This window comes from Streptomyces sp. NPDC050439 (assembly GCF_040655335.1).
GTDB lineage: Bacteria > Actinomycetota > Actinomycetes > Streptomycetales > Streptomycetaceae > Streptomyces.
On sequence record NZ_JBFAJT010000006.1, the window covers coordinates 15,207 to 37,499 of the forward strand.

Annotated in this window: 22 protein-coding genes, 2 tRNA genes and 1 riboswitch; of the genes, 15 read left to right on the top strand and 9 right to left on the bottom strand. The window is 70.1% G+C overall.

What is annotated here, in order from left to right; genetic code table 11:
- Nucleotides 1–61 precede the first annotated feature (61 nt).
- The 4 genes from AB0I66_RS24415 to AB0I66_RS24430 all read left to right on the top strand — a co-directional run bounded on the left by AB0I66_RS24415 (nt 62) and on the right by AB0I66_RS24430 (nt 5,296).
- Nucleotides 62–1,519 (top strand): MFS transporter, encoded by a 1,458-nt coding sequence (locus AB0I66_RS24415; RefSeq protein WP_363210075.1) that lies wholly within the window; start codon nt 62–64, stop codon nt 1,517–1,519.
- Between the two features lie 143 nt (nt 1,520–1,662).
- Nucleotides 1,663–2,865, top strand: a complete 1,203-nt coding sequence (gene lhgO / locus AB0I66_RS24420; RefSeq protein ID WP_363210076.1) for an L-2-hydroxyglutarate oxidase — start codon at nt 1,663–1,665, stop codon at nt 2,863–2,865.
- Between the two features lie 228 nt (nt 2,866–3,093).
- Nucleotides 3,094–3,885, top strand: a complete 792-nt coding sequence (gene trmB / locus AB0I66_RS24425; RefSeq protein ID WP_363210077.1) for a tRNA (guanosine(46)-N7)-methyltransferase TrmB — start codon at nt 3,094–3,096, stop codon at nt 3,883–3,885.
- A 97-nt stretch (nt 3,886–3,982) separates the two neighbouring features.
- Nucleotides 3,983–5,296, top strand: a complete 1,314-nt coding sequence (locus AB0I66_RS24430) for a PrsW family glutamic-type intramembrane protease (protein ID WP_363210078.1) — start codon at nt 3,983–3,985, stop codon at nt 5,294–5,296.
- Between the two features lie 4 nt (nt 5,297–5,300).
- Here the strand turns inward: AB0I66_RS24430 and AB0I66_RS24435 are convergent, their stop codons facing one another.
- The 5 genes from AB0I66_RS24435 to AB0I66_RS24455 form a co-directional block, all read right to left on the bottom strand.
- Entirely contained in the window at nt 5,301–6,245 is a 945-nt protein-coding gene (locus AB0I66_RS24435; RefSeq protein ID WP_363210079.1) for an aldo/keto reductase, read from the bottom strand.
- 137 nt (nt 6,246–6,382) lie between these two features.
- On the bottom strand, nt 6,383–7,468 hold the full coding sequence (locus tag AB0I66_RS24440; RefSeq protein ID WP_363210080.1) for a M23 family metallopeptidase: 1,086 nt from the start codon (nt 7,466–7,468) through the stop codon (nt 6,383–6,385).
- 11 nt (nt 7,469–7,479) lie between these two features.
- Nucleotides 7,480–7,626, bottom strand: a riboswitch (cyclic di-AMP (ydaO/yuaA leader).
- Between the two features lie 202 nt (nt 7,627–7,828).
- Nucleotides 7,829–8,968, bottom strand: coding sequence for a PP2C family protein-serine/threonine phosphatase (locus AB0I66_RS24445; RefSeq protein WP_363210659.1), 1,140 nt, complete (start codon nt 8,966–8,968; stop codon nt 7,829–7,831).
- 165 nt (nt 8,969–9,133) lie between these two features.
- Nucleotides 9,134–9,207, bottom strand: a tRNA-Met gene (locus AB0I66_RS24450).
- A gap of 93 nt (nt 9,208–9,300) precedes the next feature.
- Nucleotides 9,301–10,518: an alginate lyase family protein gene (locus AB0I66_RS24455; RefSeq protein WP_363210081.1), complete on the bottom strand. Its 1,218-nt coding sequence runs from the start codon at nt 10,516–10,518 to the stop codon at nt 9,301–9,303.
- A gap of 129 nt (nt 10,519–10,647) precedes the next feature.
- On the opposite strand from AB0I66_RS24455, the gene AB0I66_RS24460 reads away from it, so the two are divergent.
- Nucleotides 10,648–10,899 carry a hypothetical protein gene (locus AB0I66_RS24460; protein WP_363210082.1) on the top strand — a complete coding sequence of 84 codons (252 nt, stop codon included), beginning with the start codon at nt 10,648–10,650 and terminating at the stop codon, nt 10,897–10,899.
- 58 nt (nt 10,900–10,957) lie between these two features.
- Here the strand turns inward: AB0I66_RS24460 and AB0I66_RS24465 are convergent.
- From AB0I66_RS24465 to AB0I66_RS24480, 4 genes are all read right to left on the bottom strand, one after another.
- Nucleotides 10,958–11,048, bottom strand: a tRNA-Lys gene (locus AB0I66_RS24465).
- Nucleotides 11,049–11,220: 172 nt separating this feature from the next.
- Complete coding sequence (locus AB0I66_RS24470) at nt 11,221–12,906, bottom strand: tyrosine-type recombinase/integrase (RefSeq protein WP_363210083.1); 1,686 nt, start codon at nt 12,904–12,906, stop codon at nt 11,221–11,223.
- Between the two features lie 8 nt (nt 12,907–12,914).
- On the bottom strand, nt 12,915–13,070 hold the full coding sequence (locus AB0I66_RS24475; protein ID WP_363210084.1) for a hypothetical protein: 156 nt from the start codon (nt 13,068–13,070) through the stop codon (nt 12,915–12,917).
- A gap of 264 nt (nt 13,071–13,334) precedes the next feature.
- Nucleotides 13,335–13,757, bottom strand: a complete 423-nt coding sequence (locus AB0I66_RS24480; RefSeq protein WP_363210085.1) for an XRE family transcriptional regulator — start codon at nt 13,755–13,757, stop codon at nt 13,335–13,337.
- 271 nt (nt 13,758–14,028) lie between these two features.
- On the opposite strand from AB0I66_RS24480, the gene AB0I66_RS24485 reads away from it, so the two are divergent.
- From AB0I66_RS24485 to AB0I66_RS24530, 10 genes are all read left to right on the top strand, one after another.
- Nucleotides 14,029–14,319, top strand: coding sequence for a helix-turn-helix transcriptional regulator (locus AB0I66_RS24485; protein ID WP_363210086.1), 291 nt, complete (start codon nt 14,029–14,031; stop codon nt 14,317–14,319).
- Nucleotides 14,316–14,639, top strand: coding sequence for a hypothetical protein (locus AB0I66_RS24490; protein ID WP_363210087.1), 324 nt, complete (start codon nt 14,316–14,318; stop codon nt 14,637–14,639). Before AB0I66_RS24485 ends, AB0I66_RS24490 begins: the two co-directional genes overlap by 4 nt.
- Before the next feature lie 18 nt (nt 14,640–14,657).
- Nucleotides 14,658–15,143 (top strand): hypothetical protein, encoded by a 486-nt coding sequence (locus tag AB0I66_RS24495; protein WP_363210088.1) that lies wholly within the window; start codon nt 14,658–14,660, stop codon nt 15,141–15,143.
- On the top strand, nt 15,140–15,421 hold the full coding sequence (locus AB0I66_RS24500; RefSeq protein WP_363210089.1) for a hypothetical protein: 282 nt from the start codon (nt 15,140–15,142) through the stop codon (nt 15,419–15,421). Before AB0I66_RS24495 ends, AB0I66_RS24500 begins: the two co-directional genes overlap by 4 nt.
- On the top strand, nt 15,418–18,075 hold the full coding sequence (locus AB0I66_RS24505) for a bifunctional DNA primase/polymerase (protein ID WP_363210090.1): 2,658 nt from the start codon (nt 15,418–15,420) through the stop codon (nt 18,073–18,075). The genes AB0I66_RS24500 and AB0I66_RS24505 overlap by 4 nt, the downstream gene beginning before the upstream one ends.
- A 358-nt stretch (nt 18,076–18,433) precedes the next feature.
- Nucleotides 18,434–20,053: a DEAD/DEAH box helicase gene (locus tag AB0I66_RS24510; RefSeq protein WP_363210091.1), complete on the top strand. Its 1,620-nt coding sequence runs from the start codon at nt 18,434–18,436 to the stop codon at nt 20,051–20,053.
- A gap of 59 nt (nt 20,054–20,112) precedes the next feature.
- Complete coding sequence (locus AB0I66_RS24515) at nt 20,113–20,682, top strand: hypothetical protein (protein ID WP_363210092.1); 570 nt, start codon at nt 20,113–20,115, stop codon at nt 20,680–20,682.
- Nucleotides 20,683–20,863: 181 nt separating this feature from the next.
- Nucleotides 20,864–21,208: a hypothetical protein gene (locus tag AB0I66_RS24520; RefSeq protein WP_363210093.1), complete on the top strand. Its 345-nt coding sequence runs from the start codon at nt 20,864–20,866 to the stop codon at nt 21,206–21,208.
- On the top strand, nt 21,205–21,441 hold the full coding sequence (locus AB0I66_RS24525; protein WP_363210094.1) for a hypothetical protein: 237 nt from the start codon (nt 21,205–21,207) through the stop codon (nt 21,439–21,441). The genes AB0I66_RS24520 and AB0I66_RS24525 overlap by 4 nt, the downstream gene beginning before the upstream one ends.
- Nucleotides 21,438–22,097 (top strand): hypothetical protein, encoded by a 660-nt coding sequence (locus AB0I66_RS24530; RefSeq protein WP_363210095.1) that lies wholly within the window; start codon nt 21,438–21,440, stop codon nt 22,095–22,097. The genes AB0I66_RS24525 and AB0I66_RS24530 overlap by 4 nt, the downstream gene beginning before the upstream one ends.
- Nucleotides 22,098–22,293: the final 196 nt, after the last annotated feature.

The window sequence follows — 22,293 nt, forward strand, 5'->3', positions numbered from 1 at the left end:
AGCACGAATGCCGTCGCGGTCAAGCCATCGCACGGCAGCCGTCTGTGTCGAGGGGTGGCGCATGTCCAGGGAGCAACGCGGGCCGAACGAAAAACTCGGCACCGTTCTCGCCCTCGCGGGAATCAGCAATGCGGGACTCGCGCGCAGGGTCAACGACCTCGGCGCCCAACGCGGGTTGACGCTTCGATACGACAAGACGTCGGTGGCCCGGTGGGTGTCCAAGGGCATGGTGCCGCAGGGCGCCGCGCCGCACCTCATCGCCGCGGCCATCGGGCAGAAGCTCGGCCGCCCCGTTCCCCTGCACGAGATCGGGCTCGCGGACGCCGACCCGGCGCCCGAGGTGGGCCTGGCCTTCCCGCGCGACGTGGGCGCCGCGGTGAAGTCGGCGACCGAGCTCTACCGCCTCGATCTGGCGGGCAGGCGCGCGGGCAGCGGCGGCATCTGGCAGTCGCTCGCCGGCTCCTTCGCGGTGAGCGCGTACGCGACACCGGCCTCCCGCTGGCTGATAACCCCGGCCGACAGCTCGGTCGCCCGCGACGTCGTCCTGGACGAGCCCCGCGAGCTGGGCCACGCCGACGACGGCGCGAACAGCGGGCATCCGATGAAGGTCGGCCACAGCGACGTGGTGAAGCTGCGCGAGGCCGCCGAGGACGCCCGGCGCTGGGACTCCAAGTACGGCGGCGGGGACTGGCGTTCGTCGATGGTCCCGGAGTGCCTGCGGGTCGAGGCGGCGCCCCTGCTGCTCGGCTCGTACTCCGACGAGGTGGGCCGCTCGCTCTTCGGGGCGTCGGCCGAGCTGACCCGGCTCGCCGGGTGGATGGCCTTCGACACCGGCCAGCAGGAGGCCGCCCAGCGGTACTACATCCAGGCCCTGCGCCTGGCCCGCGCGGCGGCCGACGTCCCCTTAGGGGGGTATGTCCTGGCCTCCATGTCCCTCCAGGCGACCTACCGTGGCTTCGGCGACGAGGGCGTCGACCTCGCGCAGGCGGCCCTGGAGCGCAACCGCGGTCTGGCCACCGCGCGCACGATGAGCTTCTTCCGCCTCGTCGAGGCACGCGCGCACGCGCGCGCCAATGACGCACAGGCGGCGGGAGCCGCCCTCCGGGCGGCCGAGGGATGGCTGGAGCGGGCCCGGGACGGCGACAACGACCCGTCATGGCTAGGTTTCTACGGATACGACCGCTTCGCGGCGGACGCCGCCGAGTGCTACCGCGACCTGAAGGCGCCCCGCCAGGTGCGGCGCTTCACGGAGCAGGCGCTCTCGCGGCCGACGGAGGAGTTCGTGCGCTCGCACGGCCTGCGCCTCGTGGTGTCGGCGGTCGCCGAGCTGGAGTCGGGGAACCTCGACGCGGCCTGCGAGCAGGGCACACGCGCCCTGGAGGTCGCCGGACGCATCTCGTCCGCGCGGACCACGGAGTACGTCAAGGACCTCCTGCACCGCCTGGAGCCGTACGGGGACGAGCCGCGGGTGGTGGAGCTGCGGGAGCGCGCCAGGCCGCTGCTCGTGGCCCCCGCGTAGCCCGCCGTGCCCGTGCACCCTCCCCATCCGGGCGCCGCCGGAACGGCAACAGCATTTACGCACCCTGTAACCCCGCGGACCTCGCCGGGTTTGAGGGCGTTGTCAGTGGCGCAGTGCACTATCGGGGTGGGAGGTGATGCGGGATGGTCCGGGCCGTGGCGTACGACTGCGATGTGCTGGTGATCGGCGGCGGGATCGTCGGTCTGTCGACGGCATATGCCATCACGCGTGCCGCGCCGGGGACGCGGGTCACCGTCCTGGAGAAGGAGCCCGGCCCCGCCAGACACCAGACGGGCCGCAACAGCGGGGTGATCCACAGCGGGATCTACTACCGCCCCGGCTCCCTGAAGGCGCGGTACGCGGTGCGGGGCGCCGCCGAGATGGTCAAGTTCTGCGCGGAGTACGGCATCGCGCACGAGGTCACCGGCAAGCTCATCGTCGCCACGGAGCGCTCCGAGCTGCCCCGCCTGCACGCCCTGGTCCAGCGCGGCCGGGAGAACGGCATTCCGGTGCGGGAGCTGGGCCCCGCCCAGATCTCGGAGTACGAACCGGAGGTGCGGGGCCTCGCCGCGATCCAGGTCGGCACCACGGGGATCTGTGACTACGGCTCGGTGGCGGAGCACCTCGCGGACGCCTCCGGGGCCGATGTCCGGTACGGCGCGGAGGTCGTCCGCATCGACCGCCGCGCGTCGCTCGGGGTGGCCGTCCGCACGGCCGACGGCTCGGTGGTGCGCGGAAAGGTCCTGGTCAACTGCGCGGGACTGCAGTGCGACCAGGTGGCGATGCTGACCGGTGACGACCCCGGGATGCGGATCGTCCCCTTCCGCGGGGAGTACTTCGACCTGGCGCGGCCCGATCTCGTGCGGGGCCTGGTGTATCCGGTGCCGGACCCGGCCTTCCCCTTCCTGGGGGTGCATCTGACGCGGGGCATCGGGGGCGGGGTCCACGTGGGCCCCAACGCGGTGCCGGCGCTGGCCCGTGAGGGGTACGGATGGGGTGTGGTGCGGCCACGGGAGCTGGCGGGGACGCTGAGCTGGCCGGGTTCCTGGCGCCTCGCCGGGCGGCACTGGCGGTACGGGGCCGGGGAGCTCCGGCGCTCCCTCTCCAAGGAGGCGTTCACCACGGCCGTGCGGAGGCTGCTGCCCGCGGTGACCTCAGATGATCTTGTGCCGGTGGCGGCGGGGGTGCGGGCGCAGGCCGTCTTGCGCGACGGGACGCTGGTGGACGACTTCCTCATCCGGGAGGGGGTGCGGGCGGTGCACGTACTGAACGCGCCTTCACCTGCGGCGACGGCTTCGCTCCCGATCGGGAGGGCGGTGGCCCGGCGGGTGCTGGCGGTTCTGTAGGGGCGAGCCCTGCTTCCCAGAACTGGAGCTCCGCCCCAGACCCCGCTCCTCAAACGCCGGAGGGGCTATATTTCCCGCCCACCCACCCGATCGCCCCGCAGCTGAATCTCCAGCCCGTCCGGCGTTTGAGGACGAACTCGGCGGAGCCGGTGATGGCGGCCACCAAGGCCCTCGCGCCAGAGCGAGTTTTCGGGAAGGGGCGGGGTTGGGGACTAAAATCCCACCACTGTGCCTGAGTCGAACGCCACCCCCGAGCGCCCCCAAGCCCCCCGCCCGAAGGGCGAGCCCCGTTTCCCGGACGGTCCCGCCCCGGACCCCGCGGGCTCACACTTCGAGCGGCGGATCCGCAGCTTCCAGCCCCGCAGGAGCCGCGTCACCACCGGCCAGGCGGACGCCCTGCAGCGGCTGTGGCCCAAGTGGGGCCTGGACATCGACGGGCAACGCGTCCTCGACCTCGCCGCGATGTTCACCGGCAAGAACTCCGTCGTACTGGAGATCGGCTTCGGCATGGGCGAAGCCACCGCCCAGATGGCCGCCGACGACCCGCACACCGGCATCCTCGCCGTCGACGTACACACCCCGGGCCAGGGAAACCTCCTCGGCCTCGCCGAGCGGAACGGCCTGGACAACATCCGCGTCGCGAACGGCGACGCCGTCATCCTGCTCCGCGAAATGCTCCCGCCCGCCTCCCTCGACGGCCTGCGCGTCTACTTCCCCGACCCCTGGCCCAAGGCCCGCCACCACAAGCGCCGCATCATCCAGCCCGACTTCCTCGACCTCGCCGCGCCCCGCCTCAAGCCCGGCGCCGTGCTGCACTGCGCGACCGACTGGGAGCCGTACGCCGAGCAGATGCTGGAAGTGCTCACCGCGCACCCCGCCTTCGAGAACACCGAGGCCGACGGCGGATACGCACCCCGCCCCGCCTTCCGTCCCCTCACCCGGTTCGAGGGCCAGGGCCTGGACAAGGGGCACGTCGTCCACGACCTGCTGTTCCGCAGGACAGGCGCCCAGGCGGACTGAGATACGGCCCACCCGCACCGAGACACCGTCGCGGCCCACCCCCGTCCCTCGTTAGGGTCAACGGGTGGCCACCCGTTCAGCGCACCCTCACCCCCCGATGCCCCCCGCAGGGCCCGCCGGGCTGCGGCACGCGCGCTGGTGGCAGCGGCGGGCGATACGCGCGGCCGCCCTGGTCACGCTGCTCGCCCTGTCGGGTCTGGTGATCCTGGCCCTGGTCAGGGAGCAGACCGGCACCCAGGGCTTCCTGGTCGGGCTGGGTCTCGCGACCCTGCCCGTGCCGCTCCTGGTGGCAGCCTTCCGCTGGCTGCAGCGGGTCCAGCCGGGCCCCTGGCGGAACCTGATCTTCGCCTTCGCCTGGGGCGCCTGCGCGGCCGCCCTCATAGCCATCGTCGCGAACAGCTTCGCGACCCGCTGGATAGCCACCGCCACGGCCGACCCCACCAGCGCGGACACCCTCGGCGCGACGGTCATAGCCCCGATCGTCGAGGAGAGCGCGAAAGCCGTGGCCGTACTGCTCGTCTTCCTCTTCCGCAGACGCGAGTTCACCGGCATCGTCGACGGCGTCGTGATCGCCGGTGTGACCGCCACCGGCTTCGCGTTCACCGAGAACATCCTCTATCTCGGCAGCGCCTTCGGCACCGACCAGCTCAACGGCGAGACCGGCATCGCGTCCGTGACGGCGGCGACCTTCTTCGTGCGCGTCGTGATGTCGCCCTTCGCGCACCCGCTGTTCACCGTGCTCACCGGCATCGGCTTCGGCATCGCCGCGCTCGGCACCGACCGGCAGAACTGGCGGCGCGTCCTGCTCCCGATCGCCGGACTGCTCCTCGCGATGGGCCTGCACGCCCTGTGGAACGGCTCGGCCAGCTTCGGCGACTACGGCTTCTTCGCCGTGTACGCGACGTTCATGCTGCCCGCGTTCGGCCTGCTCACCTGGCTGGCGATCTGGACCAGGCAGCGCGCCCTGCGCACCGTGCGCGCGGAACTGCCCGCGTACGCGATCGCGGGCTGGCTCACCGCCCCCGAGCCGTACGCACTCGGCACGATGCGCGCCCGCACCCTCGCCCGCGACTACGCCTCGTACACCCAGGGCAAGGCCGCGGCCCGCGCGGTCGCCCAGTACGAGGCGTACGCGACGTCTCTCGCGCTCCTGCGTCACCGCGGGCGCCGGGGCAAGGCGGGCGCCGACTTCGTCGTACGCGAGCGGGAGTTGCTGCACGCGCTGTGGGAGCGCCGCGAGGCCGCGCGCCCCGCCCTCGCCTACGCGGCACGCGCGACGGCACCCGTGCTCGTGCCGATGCCGCCGCCGTACGGATACCGCCCCCCGGCCTACCCACAGCCGTACGCCCAGCCGGCGATGCCCTACCCCGCGTACAACCGCTACCCCGCGTACAACCCCTACCGGGGTTAGGCGGTCAGGCCGAGGCCGCCGTCAGCTTCGACACCTCGGCGTCCGTCAGTTCGAGCTCGCCCACCGCGAGCAGCGCGGGCAGCTGCTCGACCGTACGGGCCGAGGCGATCGGTGCCGCCACCGTCGGCTGGGCCGCGAGCCACGCGAGGGCGACCGTCGCGAGCTCGGCGCCGCGGGCCTCGGCGACCTCGTCGAGCGCGGCGAGCACGCGACGGCCGCGCTCGGTCTCCAGGTGCTTGCCGGCGCCCTCGGCCCGCGCGCTCTCGACCTGCGCGCCCGGACGGTACTTGCCGGTCAGGAAGCCGGAGGCGAGCGCGTAGTACGGGACGGCCGCCAGACCGGAGCGCGAGGCGACCTGCTCCAGCGAGCCCTCGTACGTGTCGCGCGAGACGAGGTTGTAGTGCGGCTGAAGGACCGAGTAGCGGGCGAGGCCCTCGCGGTCGGAGAAGTCCAGGAACTCCTGGAGGCGTTCGGGGGTCACGTTGGACGCGGCGATGGCGCGCACCTTGCCGGACGTCACCAGGTCGTCGAGCGCGCCGATGACCTCCTCGACCGGGACGGTCGGGTCGTCGTAGTGCGTGTAGTAGAGGTCGATGTAATCGGTGCGCAGGCGGCGCAGCGATTCCTCGGCACCGGCCTTGATGGTGTGCGCGGACAGGCCCTTGAAGTCGGGGTGGGCGCCGACCTTGCTGGCGAGCACGACGTCGGAGCGGTTGCCGCGCGCGGCGAACCAGTTGCCGATGACGGTCTCGGACTCGCCGCCCTTGTTGCCCGGCACCCAGGCCGAGTAGACGTCGGCGGTGTCGATGAAGTTGCCGCCGGCGGCGGTGTAGGCGTCCAGCACGTCGAAGGACTGCGCCTCGTCGGCCGTCCAGCCGAAGACATTGCCGCCCAGGGCGAGCGGGAAGACCTCGAGGTCGGACGAGCCAAGCTTGCGGAGAGAAGTCATGAGGGGATCAACGCCCTTGCGGACTTCGGCATTCCGTACAACGGGATCCGGATTCCATCGGCTGGGACGCGCACGCCGAACCGGCAGCCCTGACGTCGGGGGGTTGTCGCCAGGACCGCCGGGGTGCCGGGGTTGCCTCAGATCGACTGGCCCTTGCCGCGCAGCCACGCCGCCGGGTCGACCCCGGTGGAGTCGCCGCCCGGGTGGACCTCCATGTGGAGGTGCGCGCCGGTGACGTTGCCGGTGGCGCCGACGCGGCCGATGGTCTCGCCGGTGGTGACCTTCTGGCCCGCGCTGACGTTCATCGAGGACTGGTGGCAGAACCACACCTCGGTGCCGTCGTCCAGTTCGAGGACCGTGCGGTAGCCGTACGCCCCCGCCCAGCCGGCTTCCTTGATGGTGCCGGAGTGGACGGCCTTGATGGGCGTGCCCGTCGGAGCCGCGAAGTCCAGGCCGGTGTGGTAGCCGGAGGACCACATGGAGCCGGGCTGACCGAAGGTGCCGGTGAGCGTGTACGAGGCGACGGGCAGGGTGTAGCTCTTCGCGAGCTTGGCCAGGCGCTCCGCCTCGGCCTTCTTCTTGGCCTCGGCCTCGGCCTTCTTCTTCGCGGCGGCCTTCTCGGCGGCGATCTTCTTCTCGGCCGCGGACTGCTTGGCGGCTGCCTGCTCGGCGGCCTGCTTCACGGCGGCTTCCTCGGCGGCCTTCTGGACCGCGTCGTCCGCCTGGTCCTGCTGGTTCTCGGCCTGCTCCATGATCCGGGCCCGCAGTGCCTCGCCCGCGTCCGTGCTGCCCTGCTCGGTGTCGGCGGCGCTGAGACCGGCGGCGCTGAGGGGTGCGGCGGCGGTCACCACGCCGTTGTCCGCGGAACCCGCGTCGGAGGAGTCGTCGGATATCAGGGACCCCACGCCCGGAAGCGACTTGGCCTCCGGCAGCGAGTCCGTGACGGCCGAGAGGTCCGGCATCGCGATGGAGACCGGGGGCTTGCCGTCCTGCGCGGTGGCGATGCCACCCGCGCCGACGGCGGCGATGACGCCTACGCCGAGAACCGTGGAGCTGCGGGCGAGCCCGCCACCACCCCGCTTGTGCACGCGGTGCCTGCCGCGGACGGGACGGATGGACTCCTCGGTGGGGTTCCATTCCTCCCAGGAATTGTCGTCGTACCCACCGAAATCGTCGTCATTCGGTACGTAAACGCCTTGGGGGGCAGGGCGGTTGGACGCCACTGGGGCGCACTCCTTTCCTTCCTTCTCGCCTACCGGGTTAGCTGACGGGTTCGGAGCAGGAAGGTCTCCTACGAACATCTGGCACGGATGCACAGATGCCCGATTCACCCCAATTAGTGGTTCCCCGGCTCCCTTTCGGGATTAGGCGCGTGCGCGCGGAGCCGACTCGAGTGACGGCTGGGACGACCGCGCTGCGTTATCGAACGTTAATAGACAGCAGGCCGGTATTCCAAGCTGTTCCGACTGATCGTTAACGCTCATGGCCCGCACTTATCGGGACACCGGGGGCCGGAACGGGGCGAGTTGACCCCACTTCTTCACACACCGGAGCTTCACATCTCCTTGACAGTACGTCAGTTGTTATGCGGAGTGGTGTCCTTCCGTCACGGCCGGTGACAGCGGCCGCCGCACCGCGAGCAACGCCATGTCGTCGGTGCCCCCGCCGCCGGTGTGCCGCCGCACCTCCTCGACGAGCGTCGTCAAGAGCGCGTCCGGGCCGCCCGGCCCCGGAAAGATCCGGCCGCCGAGCCGCGCCGCCGGGTCGTAGAACTCGCCCCGGACGTCACGCGCCTCGGAGAGCCCGTCGGTGTAGAGCAGCAGCATCGCCCCCGGCGGGAACTCCGTCTCGTCCGCGCGGTCCGGCCAGGCGCCCAGTTCGCCCATCCCCAGCGGCAGCGCGGGATCGGTGGCGGCCAGCACGCACAGCCGTCCGTCGCCGCGCAGGAGCAGCGGGCCCGGGTGCCCGCGGTTGATGAGACGCACCAGACCGTCGCCGTGCGGGATCTCCGCGAGGACGGCGGTGGTGAACCCCTCGAAGGCGTCGAGCCCGTCGCGCCGCGTGCCCTCACGCGCGAGCGCACGCTCCAGGCGCTGCGCCACCGCCTCCAGCGTGGCCTCCTGCTCGGCGGCCTCCCGGAACGCCCCGATCACCACGGCGACGGCCGCCACCGCGCCCATGCCCTTGCCCCGTACGTCACCGACGATGACGCGGACGCCGTGCGGGGTGTCCTGCACGGCGTACATGTCGCCGCCGATGAACGCGTCGGCCTCCGCGGCCTCGTACCGCGCCGCGACGTCGAGACCACCGATACGGGGGTCCGGCTGGGGCAGTACCGCGCGCTGGGCGGCCTCGGAGATGGAGCGGGCGGACGCGAGCTGTTTGTCGCTGCGGCGTACGACGCGGTTGATGACGACGGCGAGGACGGCGACGGTCACCACCGTGATCAGTTCGGTGACGGCCTCGACGTCGGTGGTGGTGCTGGTCTTGAAGTGCAGGGCGAGCACGGCGGTGCAGGAGGCGGCGCCGATGAGGACGGTGCTGAGCAGCGAGTAGAAGGGCGCGGCGATGAGCGGGGCGGCGGTGAAGAGGGGTACGGCGGTGAACCTGGGCGGGGTCGAGACGTCGTACACGATCCCGGCGACGATGAGCAGCAGGGGAAGAGCCCGCACGAGCGCCCGCTCGTGCCGCACATCGGGACGCTTGCCGCCGCCCCCGCCGATTGCTCCTCGCTGCCCCACTCACTCAGGGTTCCCGGAGGGGCGGTGCGGGGCGACCGGTGTGGGCCGACCGGGTTACCGACTTCCCTCGCGGCTCACGACATCCCATGACAGCGGAAAACACCGAAGGCCCGAATCCATTTCTGGATCCGGGCCTTCGGTCTTTAGTAGCGGGGACAGGATTTGAACCTGCGACCTCTGGGTTATGAGCCCAGCGAGCTACCGAGCTGCTCCACCCCGCGCCGTTGAATGCAACTCTACGCCATCAGGGGGAGTGAAAGCGAACCGGTTGCGAACCACCCGCGAACGGCGCCTTCCGACGGTCCATCGTCAGCTCACACATTCTCGGCGTGCGTCAGCGTCTCCCAGGCCACGAACAGGTCGTCCGTCCCCTCGGGCCGCTGCTCGCGCGTGAGCCTCTCCGTCTCCGGCAGGGCGAGCCGCAACCGTTCCCGCAGGTGGTTGAGGCCGACCTCGGTGTCGGGACCCATGTCGCGCCGCACCGTGCCGCCGCACAGCCAGTCCGGCGCCTTGGCGCCCAGCTGGTACCTGGAGTGGAATTCCAGCGCGGCCCGCAGCCGCTCCTGGACCTCGCCGTACAGGTCGACGCCCTGATGCCAGGCGGTCTCGGCGATGTGCGCGGTGGCGGCGAGGGAGTAGCTGGCGTGCTTGAAGTTGCGGCAGGTCTCCTGGGAAAGGCCGTCGGCGAATGTCTTCTGCCCGAACCAGTACTTCTGGAGCTTCTCCGGGGTGTTGATGCCGCTGCCCGCGGGCGACACGGGCAGCGGGCCGTCCGACTCCAGATAGAAATAGGCGGGGACGCGGGTCCTGAAGTGCGTCACCGCCTTCTCGAAGGACTCGTGGTCGTCGAGGAAGACGGCCATGCTGATGGTGGCGTCGGCCATCAGGAGATCCCAGTTGCCGTTGAAGTCGGCCGCGCCGTCCCGCACTTGGGGCAGGTACGCGTTGCGCAGCATCCGCTCGAAGCGGAGGAGTTCGCCGTCGGTCCAGCCGTCGTAGGTGTAACGCACGGCTTCGGCCGCGCGTGCCCACGAGGAGGCGGCCCAGGCCGTCTGGAGCCCCGCGTTGGCCCCGGTGTGCCGGGTGATCACCCGCGCCCAGGCGTCCATGATCTGCACGGCCTTCCTGGCGTGCGCGCGGTCGCCGGTGACGTTCCAGAGCAGGGCCTGCGTGTACGCGGCGATGGCGTCCTCGCGCTCCTCGACGCAGCCCCGGCCCGCGCGGGTGCCGGCCGGGCACTCGACGACGGCGTACGGCTTGGCCGTGTAGTCGTCGGCGCCGTACCTGCTGGCCCGCATCCGCTCGAACGCCGTCAGCCAGGGCTGCTCGCGCGCCGCGACATGGGCGCGCACGCGGTCCAGTTGCGCCTCGCTGACGAGGACCCCCGGGTGCGCGAAGGCAAGCTCGGCAGGCCGAGCCCGGTCACTGGCTCTCCCACTCCCGCTCCCGCCCTCGGACCCCCCGCAGGCCGCCGACACCCCGACGAGCAACGGCACGAGCACCATCACGAGAGCCCGTCGTACGGAACCCATGCTGTACCTCCGGATCGGCCCCCTGGCAGGCTCAGCGTCGCTCGCGGGAAGCAAGGGCGCAGGCGAGGCGGGTCCGTTCGGGCGACCGGCGATGCGTGACGCCCTGGGCCGGGCGTCGTTTGCCAGCTCATGAAGAAGATCATCACCGCAGGCATGCTGGTCATCGGCTCGCTCGCCCTGGCGGCACCGGCCCACGCCGACAACGACTCCAACTTCGGCGGCGGCGTGAACGCCGCCAACAACTGGAACTTCACGGCGGCCGCCGTGTGCCTCCAGGAAGTCGCCGTGACTCCGGTGCTCGGAGACTGGGTGGGAGACCACGCCAACAACTGCTCCAACGGCAACGTCATCGACCACGCCAGGGCCGCACTGCCCGTCTAGGCACCCCCGAACACACCGAAGGCCCAGCTCGGGGACTCCCCGACCTGGGCCTTCTCGGTAGACCGTGTGGGACTCGAACCCACAACCAATGGATTAAAAGTCTGATTGGCTATCACCCCACCCTGTACCGCCTCGTACCGCAACGGTCCGGCTGATCACGGTACCTACTGGTCAGGGCCGCTTCCTGCACGCACGGGCCGCGCCATGAACCCCGCCTCGTACCGCCTCGTGCCGCGCCGTTACGCGTCACTCGTGAGAGCAGTGTGAGAGCAAAAGGGCCTCTGACCCGCAGGTCAGAGGCCCTTCGTCTGTGCTCCGATTCTACGTCTCTGAGGTCGCGTTGTCAGTGCCCGGCGCTACGGTGCGCTTGTCCCTATCTGGTGTTGCTGGCTGCGACGCTGCGGGCTCCGGTGGCGGAACAGCGCCCGCCGCCGGGGCTCCGTCACGTGCCTTCCTTGCTCGGGGCACGACGGCGGCCGCGCGCTCCGTCAGCTCCTGCTCGTACTCCTGGAACAGTGCCATGTACGTGTCGCTGGTCAACGCGATCGTGGAGTGCCTGAGCTTGACCTTGGCGTCGTGCAGGTCGCCGCCGGCGGCCTTCACCAGTGCGGCCGCCCCGTGCCGCAGATCTCTCAGGTTGATCGGGGGGAGGCCTGCCGCCTCGGCGATCCGCTTGAACTCCTTGGATACGACGTCAGGGTGGAGCCAATTCCCGTCCTCCGCCGTGAAAATCTTTCCCGTATCCGCCCAGTCCGCCACGGACTTGCCCTCGGCGCGCTGCTCGGCCGCCCATGCGTTCCAGGCGTCCCGATCGGCCAGCTGGCGCACCCGATGCTCGCGCAGTACGTCCACGGTCCCACGGTCGATCATCACCGAGGCCATGGACGAGTCGGTCTTGGGTTCCGTCTCGATGGGCGTCCAGCCGTCGACAACGATCTCGGTCAGCACCTCGATGTGCGGCTGTGCAACGTCCAGGTGCACGTTGCCCCAGTCCGCGCCGACAGCCTCGCCCCTGCGCAGGCCGTGGTGAGCGATGACGTGGAAACAGGCGTACAGACGGGATGCCTCGGCCTCGTCGAGGAACTCGCCGACCTGCTCGGGTGTCCACACCATCACGCTGGACGGTTTCGCACCGGTCTCCCGCCACCGGGCCACGCGTTCGGGGGTCCACAGCAGGCCCTTGGGGCGTGCCACCGTCCCGAGCTCGACGTGCACGGCAGCGTTAAAGGTGATGAGCTGCTGGCCGATTGCCTTGTTCAATGCGGCGCGCAGCGTGCGCCGGATCGCATGCCGAGTGGCTGGCCCGGAAGCCTTGCGGAACGGCGGCATCGCGGCCAGCTTCTCGCGCTCGGCGGCAAGTCGTGCGCGCTCGGAGGCAGGGGGCGAGCCAGGCCGCCCCCACTTAGACCGCGCGACTTGTTCGCGCCGTGCTGCGTTCTCGGCGCGGATCACGTCGGCCTCATCCGCGATTGCATCGAACATCTCTTGGCAGTGCCCGACCGTCAGCCGGTCTAGACGCAGATGGCCGATGTGCGGCTTCAGGTGCACGCGGATGTGGGAGCGGTAGCCGTTGTTCGTGGTGGCCCTGGTCTTCTTCCGGCTCATCCAGCGGTCGAGGTAGTCCCCTACCGTCAGCTTGCCGTCGAGCGGCACGCCGACCCCCAACTTGCGCTGCACTTCGGCAGGGTCGGGAATCGGGGCGCGCGTGCTCATCACTTCGGCGAGCAGGTCGCCGACGCGGCGCTGGTCCGCGTCGTCGTCGCCCGCCAGGTCGAGGACCGCCTGCAGCCGGGAGAGGTCGGCCTTGGCGTCCGTGACTGTGCTGTATCCAGTGCGCCGGAACTGCCGGCGCTTCCCGTTCTCACCCGGGGCGAGATCAATGCTGACATCGATCTTCCCGTGGGTCTTCTTTCGGAGCTGTGGGCAAGCTGCTCCGAGCCTCTTGCCGTCCGCACCTCGGCAGTCACACCGACGTGTGAGCCCCCCTGCCCTGCGCAGATTCGGCATCGTGCCCCCTAAGTGGTCGGCCCCTCGGGGTCGTCATCTCCAGGCTGCCAGATGCCCGTGCCCACCACGTGGGCCAGCATCGCGTTGACGGCTTCAAGCAGCTCGTCGGTCATCTCTCCCGGCCGCACCGCAATCATCGTGCCGCGGGGTGTCAGTACAGGCATGAGCACCTCTCCATCGGGCAGATCGTCCCGGAATTCCCACCAAGCCCTTGCGGGCCTGTGCCGGTTGACCATCTCCGCCCCCTCTCACTCGCAACCTCGCACTTGCGTTCGATTAACCGCTGACACCTCAACCCTGTGACGGGTGGGGGTGAAGCGACATGATCGCACTACAGGAAGGGATGCGATACAGGCAGGCACGGTTCCCTTACAGCAGGTGACCCGAATGGATGAATTCTGAGCATGTAAATCACACTGCGTTATCGCTTAGTCGACATCTTCGGGCGGCACAACCGCGTCCAAGAAGCGGATGAGCTGCTCTCGCTGCGCGGGGGTCATCGCCTCCAAGCGCCGCACGTACGCCTTGGCCTCACCCGATTCTGCCCAGACGGGGTCAACCCCGTGGAACTGCTGCCCTGCAGCGTCCTGCATGACCGCCAGGTTCACCTTCGCAGCACGAGCCAGGCCACGCAGCTCTGGAAGCTGTGGGGGCGTCACCGACTCCCCTGACTCCAGGCGGTGCACCCAGCTGTACGTCACAACCTGCTCGCCGGTCTCGGGGTCGATCGCGTTCGCCGCGAACGTCTTCAGCGAAAGGTTGAGGGCGGCCCGCCGATCACGCACCAGGTCGGCGAACTGTGTTCGGGGTGGGGCGTGTTCCTTGCGTGGGGGGAGGTCCTTCGCAGCCATGCGGCGCATCCTGCCACTCCTGGGGGACTAGTAGATCCTCGGCGTTCAGGTGACTCATGTTGCACAAGTGCATATGCACTGATGAACAAGGGTGCCATCTCACGTCCTGAACAGATTGTTCAGGTGATGAGTTACGACCGCCAGAGGGCGCGCGGCTTATTGGCCTAAAGCACACGCACGCCCGGCGCATTGCATGTGCTGGACACGACGTTCAGGTCGTGCAATGCTCAGCGCGTTGCACAAACTGAACGCGACGTCTCAGTGGAGAAACATGACCTCTGAAAGCACGTACTACGTCGACGGCCCCCTCCTGCGGCGCCTGATGCAGCGCATCGGCACCGGCCAGAAGATCACCGTCCGCCAGCTGGCAGACGCGACCGGCCTGGCCACCGGAACCATCGGCGCGCTGCTCTCCGGCACGCAGCGCACCCTCACCGAGGGCAAGGCCCGCCGCATCGCATCAACGATTGGTGTGGACCTGGACATCCTCTTTATCCCCTGCGAGCGAGCAGGGCGCGCGGCCCTCCTGCAGCACGCGGCCGCCACGGCGGTGCCCGTATGAGCACCAAGGACGCCCTGTCGCCAACCGAGGCCCTCGCACTCCCCGCCATGCCGACCGCGCAGGACGCCTTCCGCGCCCTGAACATCGGCTCCACCGCTGGCTACAAGCTCATCGAAACCGGCGAGTTCCCTATCCCGATCGTGCGGATGGGCCGTCACTTCCGCGTCCGGCGAGCGGAGTTGCTCGCCGAGATGGGGCTCACCGAGCCCGCTGCTTCCGAACTCCAGCCGGAAGCAGCCACCCACGACGACGCCCCCGGGGTCCAGCCGGGGGCGCCGTCCGAGCAGCCCGCACAAGCACCCACAAGCGCCAGCAAGTAGAAACCAGAGGGTCCGCTCATGGCTGAGCTTCCCACGGCCGCCGCGCCGTCCACCACGCCCGCGGTCACACAGGCGCTGGCCAACATCGAGGCCAGCAAGCTGACCGCAGGAGCCTCCGTTGCCGAGTGCCTCGACGCGGTTGGCGACCTGATCAGGATCACCCGCAAACCGTCGGTGGTCTTCGACTGGGTGATCCGCCTGCTCGAGGGCGAGACGCTGAAGTACTTCGCCGCACAGAGCCGCATCATCCTGCACGAGTCGCGCGCCACCGAGGAGGAGAGGCTGCCCAGGGCGATCGTCATCTGGATGGCCGACGGCACGGGGATGGCCATCGTCCCGCAGGGACAGCACCCCCACACCGTGCTGCTGCAGCTGCACGAGGAAGTCGCCCAGCGCCAGGAGGACATGCGGCGCGCTGCGGCCTTCCAGGCCTCGGTCGCCGCCGGCCACGTCGAGTCCGTCGACACGTGGCACGCCCGCACCTCCAACCAGGCGGGCCGATGACCAGCCCCGCCGCGCGCGCCCGGGACACCCCGGGCGGAACGGCCGTACCCCCGCCATTCCAAGGCGTCCTGTTCGTCGACCTGGACGGGCAGCGAGCCAAGTACGAGTGCCTGCGCCCTGGCTGCCCGCACCGCCTGGAAGGGCCCATCGCCGCGAACGACCGAGTGAAGGACAAGTCCGGACGGACCACCTGGCGCCGCGGGCCCGGCGGAGTCGCCGCATTCGTCGCTGGCATCAAGGCCTACCACCTCTCCAAGCACCACGGGAGCACCCGTTGACCGACGCGCAGAGCACTGACATCCGGGCGGCGGCCCGCGACCTGCACGAAGCAGGCCTGTGCGTCCTGCCTATCAAGGCCGACGGCAGCAAGAAGCCGGCCGTGTCCTGGCTCCGGTACAAGGTCGCCCGCAGCACTCCAGAAGAACACGACCAGTGGTTCGGCGGTGACCGCCCACGCGGCATCGCCGTGGTCTACGGCGGCGTCTCCGGGGGCGTCGAGATGCTGGAGTTCGAGGGCGTCGCCGTTCGCGAAGGTGTCCTCGACGAGGTCACCGAGATCATGGAGGGCTCCGGGCTCGGCGAGGTGTGGCAGAGCATCACCACGGGATGGGCAAGCGAGTCGCCCTCCGGTGGCGTGCACTACCGCGTCCGTGTCGAGGACGGCGTCACCGGCAGCAAGAAGTTGGCCAGTCGCCTCATCCGCGAGGACGAGTACACCGCGGAACAACGGCAGCGCCTCGCGGAAAAGCCCAACTCGAGGTTCGTTCAGGTCCTCATCGAGACACGTGGCGAGGGCGGGTACGGGCTGGTCGAGCCGTCAGGCGGCTCCGTCCACGCGTCCGGACGCCCATACGTTCGCCTGACCGGTGGGCCCGACAGCATCCCGACCCTCGACGCGGAGACGCTCGAAGCGGTGCACGCCGTCTGCCACATGGTCGACGCGATGCCCCGTGAGGAGAAGGCGAAGACTGCACCCCGTCCCAAGCGTGAGCTTCCGGAAGGTGGCGTCCGACCGGGCGACGACTACGAGAGCCGGACGGACTGGCCGGAGATCATCGGCGATGAGTTCGATCCGATCTTCACGCGCGGCAGCACGACGTACTGGCGCCGCAAGGGCAAGAACCAGGGGATCTCAGCGACGACAGGCCACGCCGCGGACCGCGACCGGCTGTACGTCTTCACCACCTCGACGACGTTCGAGGCCGAGACGCCCTACGACAAGTTCGCCGCCTACACGCACCTCACGCAGGGTGGCACCGGCGCGGAGCAATTCAAGGCCGCCGCCGCCGAGCTGCGCCGACGGGGGTACGGGACCGAGCCGCCCCGCCGTCGCCTGTCCTCCGTACCCGCGCAGCACTTCGCCGACGGATCGTCGGCCCTCGACCCCGACCACGCCCCGGACGCGCATGAGGGATTCCAGGGCGGCCCGCAGCTGCGCTCCGTCTCCTCCCGCCCCGAGCTGGACATCACCAACGAGGCCGACGGCATCGACGGCGTCCTGCAGCTCATGAAGGACGGCCGCCTGCCCGACCTCTACACCCGCTCCGGCGGCCCCTGCTGGGTCTACCGCGACGACAACGACGACCCGATCGTCCAGCAGCTCGGCACCGACAACCTCCGGGCGTACCTCGCCGACCACCTGTCCAGCTTCGTCCTGAAGCGGAACCCGCTCACCGAGCAGCTGGAAGAGGAACGCGAGCTGCTCATGCCCAAGAGCTGCTCGACAATCCTCGGCCGCAAGACATGGCCGCTGCCGATCCTGCGCGGTGTCGTCACCTCTCCCGTGATCCGGCGAGACGGAACGCTGCTCGACGGTCTCGGCTACGACCGGGCCACGGGCCTGTTCCTGGAACCGCGGGTGCCGCTGCGCCGCCTCGCCCCGCAAGTGACGCGGGACAGCCTCGACCGGGCGAAGGCCATCGTCCTCGACCAGGTCCTGAAGGACTTCCCTTGGGTCTCGGCAAGCGACCGGGCCCACTACCTCGGCGCGCTGCTCACTCCGATCTTGCGGCCGTCATTCGACGGGCCGACACCGATGTTCGTGCTCACCGCGACGGCCGCCGGGTCCGGCAAGTCCCTGCTGAAGGACATCTTCCGGCACTGCTACGGCATCGCTGACACGGCCTGGCCGGAGAACGACACCGAACTGCGCAAGAGCATCACGACGCAGCTGTACGGCACTGGGCAGCCCGTCGTCGTCCTCGACAACCTGCCCAACGGCTACGTCATCAAGAGCCCGGTCCTGTCCGCGCTGCTGACCTCCGAGGTATGGGGGGACCGCGTCCTCGGCGCCACCTCCAAGGTGACCATGCCCAACGACCGGTTGTGGATCGTCACCGGCAACGCTCTGCGGACCGGCGGGGACAACGGGCGCCGCGTCCTGTGGGTCCGCCTGGACCCTGACTGCCCCGACCCCGACCAGCGCGACAACTTCACCATCGGCGACCTCCGGCCCTGGCTGCGCCACAACGCCTCAACGCTGGTCGCCGCCCTCGTCACCTTGGTTCGGGCGTGGGTCGCCGCGGGGGCTCCCCAAGTCCGCGTCCGTAAGGGCGACTACTCGGAGTGGGCCAGCCTCATCGCTGGCCTGCTCGACTTCCTCGGCGTCGAGGGCTGGATGGCCGACCGCAACGAGGCACGCGACCAGGACGACGAGCTGCAGGAGTGGGCTCTCTTCCTGGAGATGTGGCGCGAGACGTACGGCGCGGAGCCGCTGGCCACTGGCGCCTTGATCAAGGGCCTGCCCAACCACGTCCCGCGCAAGGGCGATGAGCCGCCCAGCGCGAACCAGCTCGGTATCTGGCTCAAGGCCAGGCAGGGCCGCTACTTCGGCACCCACAAGGTCGTGATGGTCGTCGACAGCCACCGGAAGCAGAACCTGTGGCGCGTCGAGGTGCACGCCGACCGCGGCACCGGCGGGCACGAGTCGTGACCGGCCCTTCTGCGGGGAGTGCGGGGACTCCGCGGGGACCTGTGCGGGGACTCCGCAAGGCCCTCGCACCCGGCCCGACCTGCACGGACGCGGGGACGCGGGGACTTGCGGGAACCCACCCCACTCCCCCGTATAGCGCACGCGTCCCACACGCATCGCGCATCGCGCATTCCGCACGTCGTCACGGATCAGTTCTGAAGATCTCCGGCATCAAGGGATTTCCCAAGTCCCCGCAAGTCCCCGCATCCCCGCAAAACCCCTGATCAGACCAGCTTCGGAGTCTCACACGACTCCCCGCAACGACTCCCCGCAGTCCCCGCAGTCCCCGCAAAGCCCCAGCAACCGAAACGAGGTGACCATGACCACGACCGCCTTCACCCCTCGCCCGTACCAGCTCGACGCAATCGAGGCGCTCCGCAAGGGATGGGCCGACGGTCAGACCCGTCTGGCCGTCGTCTTGCCGACGGGCGCAGGTAAAACGGTGGTTTTCTCCCACCTGGCACACCAGATGCTCGACGGCCTCGGGCACCGCCGAGTCCTCGTCATCGCGCACCGAGAGGAACTGATCGAGCAGGCCGCCTCCAAGCTCCTGTCGGTCGACCCGATGCTGCGCGTCGGCATCGTCAAGGCGCAGCGCAACGACCACGCCGACGCCGACGTGATCGTGGCCAGCGTCCAGACCCTGGCCGTGGCCAAGCGCCGCGAGGCCATCCGCGATATCGGCCTGATCATCGTGGACGAGTGCCACCACGCCGCAGCCCGCACCTACATGGAGGTGCTCCGGCACTTCGGCGCCTGGGACGGCGTACCGGTGGCCGGCTTCACCGCGACGATGACGCGCACCGACGGAGGCCTGGCCGAGGTCTGGCAGGACGTGGTGATGCGGCTGGACATCCTCGACATGATCTCCGACAACTACCTGTGCGACGTCCGCGGCAAAAGCATCACCGTCGACACCCTCGACCTCAACAAGGTGAAGACCCGCGGCGGGGACCTGGTCGACGGCCAGCTCGGTAAGGCACTCGAAGAATCCGGCGCCATCGATGCCATCGCCAAGGCGTACGTCGACCACGCGGGCGACCGGGCCGGTGTCGTCTTCACCCCGACCGTGGCGACCGCCCAGGCCGCCGCCGCGGCGCTTACCGCGGTCGGGATCACCGCGGCCCCGGTATGGGGCGCCATGGGCAAGGATGAGCGCCGCTCGACCCTCGCCCGGTACGTGGCCGGTGAGGTGCAGGTGCTCACGAACTGCATGGTTCTTACGGAGGGGTTCGACGCCCCGCACACGTCGTGCATCGTGGTCGCCCGGCCCACGAAGTCGCCCGGCCTGTACGTGCAAATGGTCGGCCGTGGACTCCGGCCGGCCCCCGGCAAGTCCGACGCGCTGCTGCTCGACGTCATGGGCGCCGCGTCCCGCCACAAGTTGGCCAGCATGGTCGACCTGACCGAGCGGGAGGTCGGTGAGGCCGAGGAGGGCAAGACCCTTAAGCAGGCCGCCGAGGAGCACGAGGCCAGCGAGAAGCGCCGAGCGATCGTCGCGCAGGTGTCCGCCGAGGAGATCAACCTGTTCGGCCAGTCCGCGATCCGGTGGCTGCGCACCGAGGACGGCACATGGTTCATCCGCCTCACCGGCGCGATGTTCCTTTTCCTCGTGCGGGACCCCGGCACGCGGATGTACCGGATGCGCCGGTGGACGCAGGCCGACGGCGTGCACCCGCCGAAAGACGACGTGGCCCGTCCGCTGCCCGAGGCCCTGGCGTGGCTGGAACAGCAGGCCAAGGCGCTCGCCCCCGGGGCGTTCGTCGCACGCGAGGCACGGTGGCGCCGCAGCCAGCCCAGCAGCAAGCAGATCGGCCTGTGTCGCCGCCTCGGCATCCCGGTGCCGCGTAGCAGCACGGCGGGCGACGTCGCCGACCTGATCGACCAGGACCGCGTCGGCCGAGTCCTCGGCCAGCTGATCCTTCCCACCGCCGCGTAGCAGTCCGGGCCTGCCCTTAACAGGCCCGGACCTCCACCCATCACACCACGGAGGAACCCATGTACCCGACTCTCTTCACCACCCCCGGCGTCAAGGCCTTCGCCGAGGAGATCGACGCCGAGCGTCAGCGGCAGCTGGAGAAGTTCGGCGAGCAGCACCACCCCGACGTGGAGACCCGTGACATCGCGATCGTCACGCACCACTACTACGCCGGCCGCGCCGACATCTGGCGGGAGGTCAACACTGAGCGCGCCACACCGAGCACCGGCGGCCGCTGCACCACCTGCCCCGGCAGCGCCGACGGCCCGCACACGCACACCGCGTGGGACGGGATCCTCCTCGAGGAGGCATACGAGGCCGTCGCCGAGGCGGACCCGGTCAAGCTGCGCGCAGAGCTCGTCCAGGTCGCCGCTGTGTGCGCCGCGTGGGTCGCCGACATCGACAGTCGAACGGCCCCCGACCACGCCCCGAAGTGCGCCAAGTGCAAGCAGCCGTTCGATCCGACCGACACCCGGTTCGACGGCCACGCGCAGCACGCCGACACGCCCTGGTGCCGGGGGTGCGTAGACAACTGCCATGAAGGCGGCGCGGAGCACGTCTGCGTGATCTGCGCTGGCGGCCAGCCGTGAGTCGCCGTTGCACGCGCGGGCACTTCATCCCCGCCAACGCCCCCACGCACGTCTGCCACTGCACGCTTACGCCCCGACGTCGGCGCTATCGCAGGCACGAGCTGGGCTCAGACCTGTGGGGCCAAGGCCTCGCCGCCCGCAGAAAGCGCATCACCACCGTCTCGCTCACCGGGAGGTACCTGTGAAGCTGTCCATCCGCATCCTCCGCTGGCACTACCTTGCCGCTGCGGCACTCGCAGGCCACTGCGCCGCCAAGAGTGCTCAGCACGACGCGTATTGGTACGCGGCCGGCCTCTTCATCACCAGCCTCCTCCTCCTGGTCGCCTACGCCCGCGAATGCGTCGTCGCCCAGCAACGCCGCGAGGACCTCGTCCGAGCTGAGCGCGCCGCCCGCCTGCACGGCCGCCAGGACCAGGCAGCCATGACCTGGGGCGAGCTGGACGCGGCCTGCTGCCTGCGCGCCTGGGAGACCAATGGGGCCGACCACGACGCGATCAACTGCGTGCGGAAGGAGAGGACCGTATGAGCAAGAGGCGCTACACCGCCAGCAGCATCGACGACGACGCCCTCGATGCCCTGTACGAGAACGCCAACGAGGGATGGCGCCGCGGCGACCGATGGAAGGAGCGGGCCGAATCGGCCGAGGCCGCTCTGCGCCAGGTCCTCGCCACCGCCGAGGTCATCGAGGCCAACGGCCTCAAGTGGGCCGCCGACTCGGTGCGGCGGGCGGCGACCATTGAGGGGATCAGCACTTCGTGAACTGCGAACTGTGCGGCGACGCGGCCAGCGGCTACCTGTGCCACCGGCACCGGGAGCAGCTGGCCGCGCGGCTGCAGGAACTGCCCGCTCTGTACGCCGAGGTGGGCGAATGCCTGGTGCCTCGCCGCTCCGGATGGGGCGAGATCGTCGCCACCAGGGGAGCCGCGGGCCCCCGGTCCCCGATCGACGAGGACGTACTGGACACCGTGAACACAGCCCGGGCCACCGAGGTTCTGCACCTGTGGCGCGTGGACGTGCAGCGCGTCCGCTGGCCGCACCACGGTCCGCCGCCCCTGGCTCACCTGCTCGATGACGCCCGGTGGCTGGTGATGGAACTCGACTGGATCGCCGAGCACTACCCGGCGGCCGGCGACCTGGCACGCGAGGTGAGCGACCTTGAGAACGCCGCCCGCTCGATCGTCGGCGACCCAGCACCGCGGCGGCAGAGGCTGGGCACGTGCGTGGCGATGACGGAGGCTGGCGTGTGCGGGGCTGTGATCTCTCGTCTTCCGGGCGAGACCCGGCTGACCTGCCGGTGGTGCGGATGCGCGTACGAGGGGGCCCAGAGCTTGCTGGCTCTCGCGCATTTCCAGCCCAAGCCGGTGGTTACTCCCCCTTCGGGGGACGCTGCGGAAGTTCGTCCGTCTCATGTGTGAGCCAGCGCAGGAAGTCGCGGATGACCGCGCCTCTGGCGCGAGGGCCGACCGCTTTCCCCGCCTTGGCCCACAGTTCCTTCTCGACCCTGATGGTCTGGCGGGGCGTCTTCTCGACGTTCGGCATCAGCTCTCCACTCTCGTCATGACACCGGTCAGGGTAGCCCCTTGCGGTGTCATGACACCAGGGTCTACGCTG

What these genes read in the sequence shown, in the direction of transcription:
- AB0I66_RS24415 (WP_363210075.1), top strand. Translation starts at nt 62, where the DNA reads ATGTCCAGGGAGCAACGCGGGCCGAACGAAAAACTCGGCACCGTTCTC.
- lhgO (WP_363210076.1), top strand. Translation starts at nt 1,663, where the DNA reads ATGGTCCGGGCCGTGGCGTACGACTGCGATGTGCTGGTGATCGGCGGC.
- AB0I66_RS24430 (WP_363210078.1), top strand. Translation starts at nt 3,983, where the DNA reads ATGCCCCCCGCAGGGCCCGCCGGGCTGCGGCACGCGCGCTGGTGGCAG.
- AB0I66_RS24435 (WP_363210079.1), bottom strand. Translation starts at nt 6,245, where the DNA reads ATGACTTCTCTCCGCAAGCTTGGCTCGTCCGACCTCGAGGTCTTCCCG.
- AB0I66_RS24455 (WP_363210081.1), bottom strand. Translation starts at nt 10,518, where the DNA reads ATGGGTTCCGTACGACGGGCTCTCGTGATGGTGCTCGTGCCGTTGCTC.
- AB0I66_RS24460 (WP_363210082.1), top strand. Translation starts at nt 10,648, where the DNA reads ATGAAGAAGATCATCACCGCAGGCATGCTGGTCATCGGCTCGCTCGCC.
- AB0I66_RS24470 (WP_363210083.1), bottom strand. Translation starts at nt 12,906, where the DNA reads ATGCCGAATCTGCGCAGGGCAGGGGGGCTCACACGTCGGTGTGACTGC.
- AB0I66_RS24475 (WP_363210084.1), bottom strand. Translation starts at nt 13,070, where the DNA reads ATGCCTGTACTGACACCCCGCGGCACGATGATTGCGGTGCGGCCGGGA.
- AB0I66_RS24480 (WP_363210085.1), bottom strand. Translation starts at nt 13,757, where the DNA reads ATGGCTGCGAAGGACCTCCCCCCACGCAAGGAACACGCCCCACCCCGA.
- AB0I66_RS24485 (WP_363210086.1), top strand. Translation starts at nt 14,029, where the DNA reads ATGACCTCTGAAAGCACGTACTACGTCGACGGCCCCCTCCTGCGGCGC.
- AB0I66_RS24490 (WP_363210087.1), top strand. Translation starts at nt 14,316, where the DNA reads ATGAGCACCAAGGACGCCCTGTCGCCAACCGAGGCCCTCGCACTCCCC.
- AB0I66_RS24495 (WP_363210088.1), top strand. Translation starts at nt 14,658, where the DNA reads ATGGCTGAGCTTCCCACGGCCGCCGCGCCGTCCACCACGCCCGCGGTC.
- AB0I66_RS24500 (WP_363210089.1), top strand. Translation starts at nt 15,140, where the DNA reads ATGACCAGCCCCGCCGCGCGCGCCCGGGACACCCCGGGCGGAACGGCC.
- AB0I66_RS24510 (WP_363210091.1), top strand. Translation starts at nt 18,434, where the DNA reads ATGACCACGACCGCCTTCACCCCTCGCCCGTACCAGCTCGACGCAATC.
- AB0I66_RS24515 (WP_363210092.1), top strand. Translation starts at nt 20,113, where the DNA reads ATGTACCCGACTCTCTTCACCACCCCCGGCGTCAAGGCCTTCGCCGAG.
- AB0I66_RS24525 (WP_363210094.1), top strand. Translation starts at nt 21,205, where the DNA reads ATGAGCAAGAGGCGCTACACCGCCAGCAGCATCGACGACGACGCCCTC.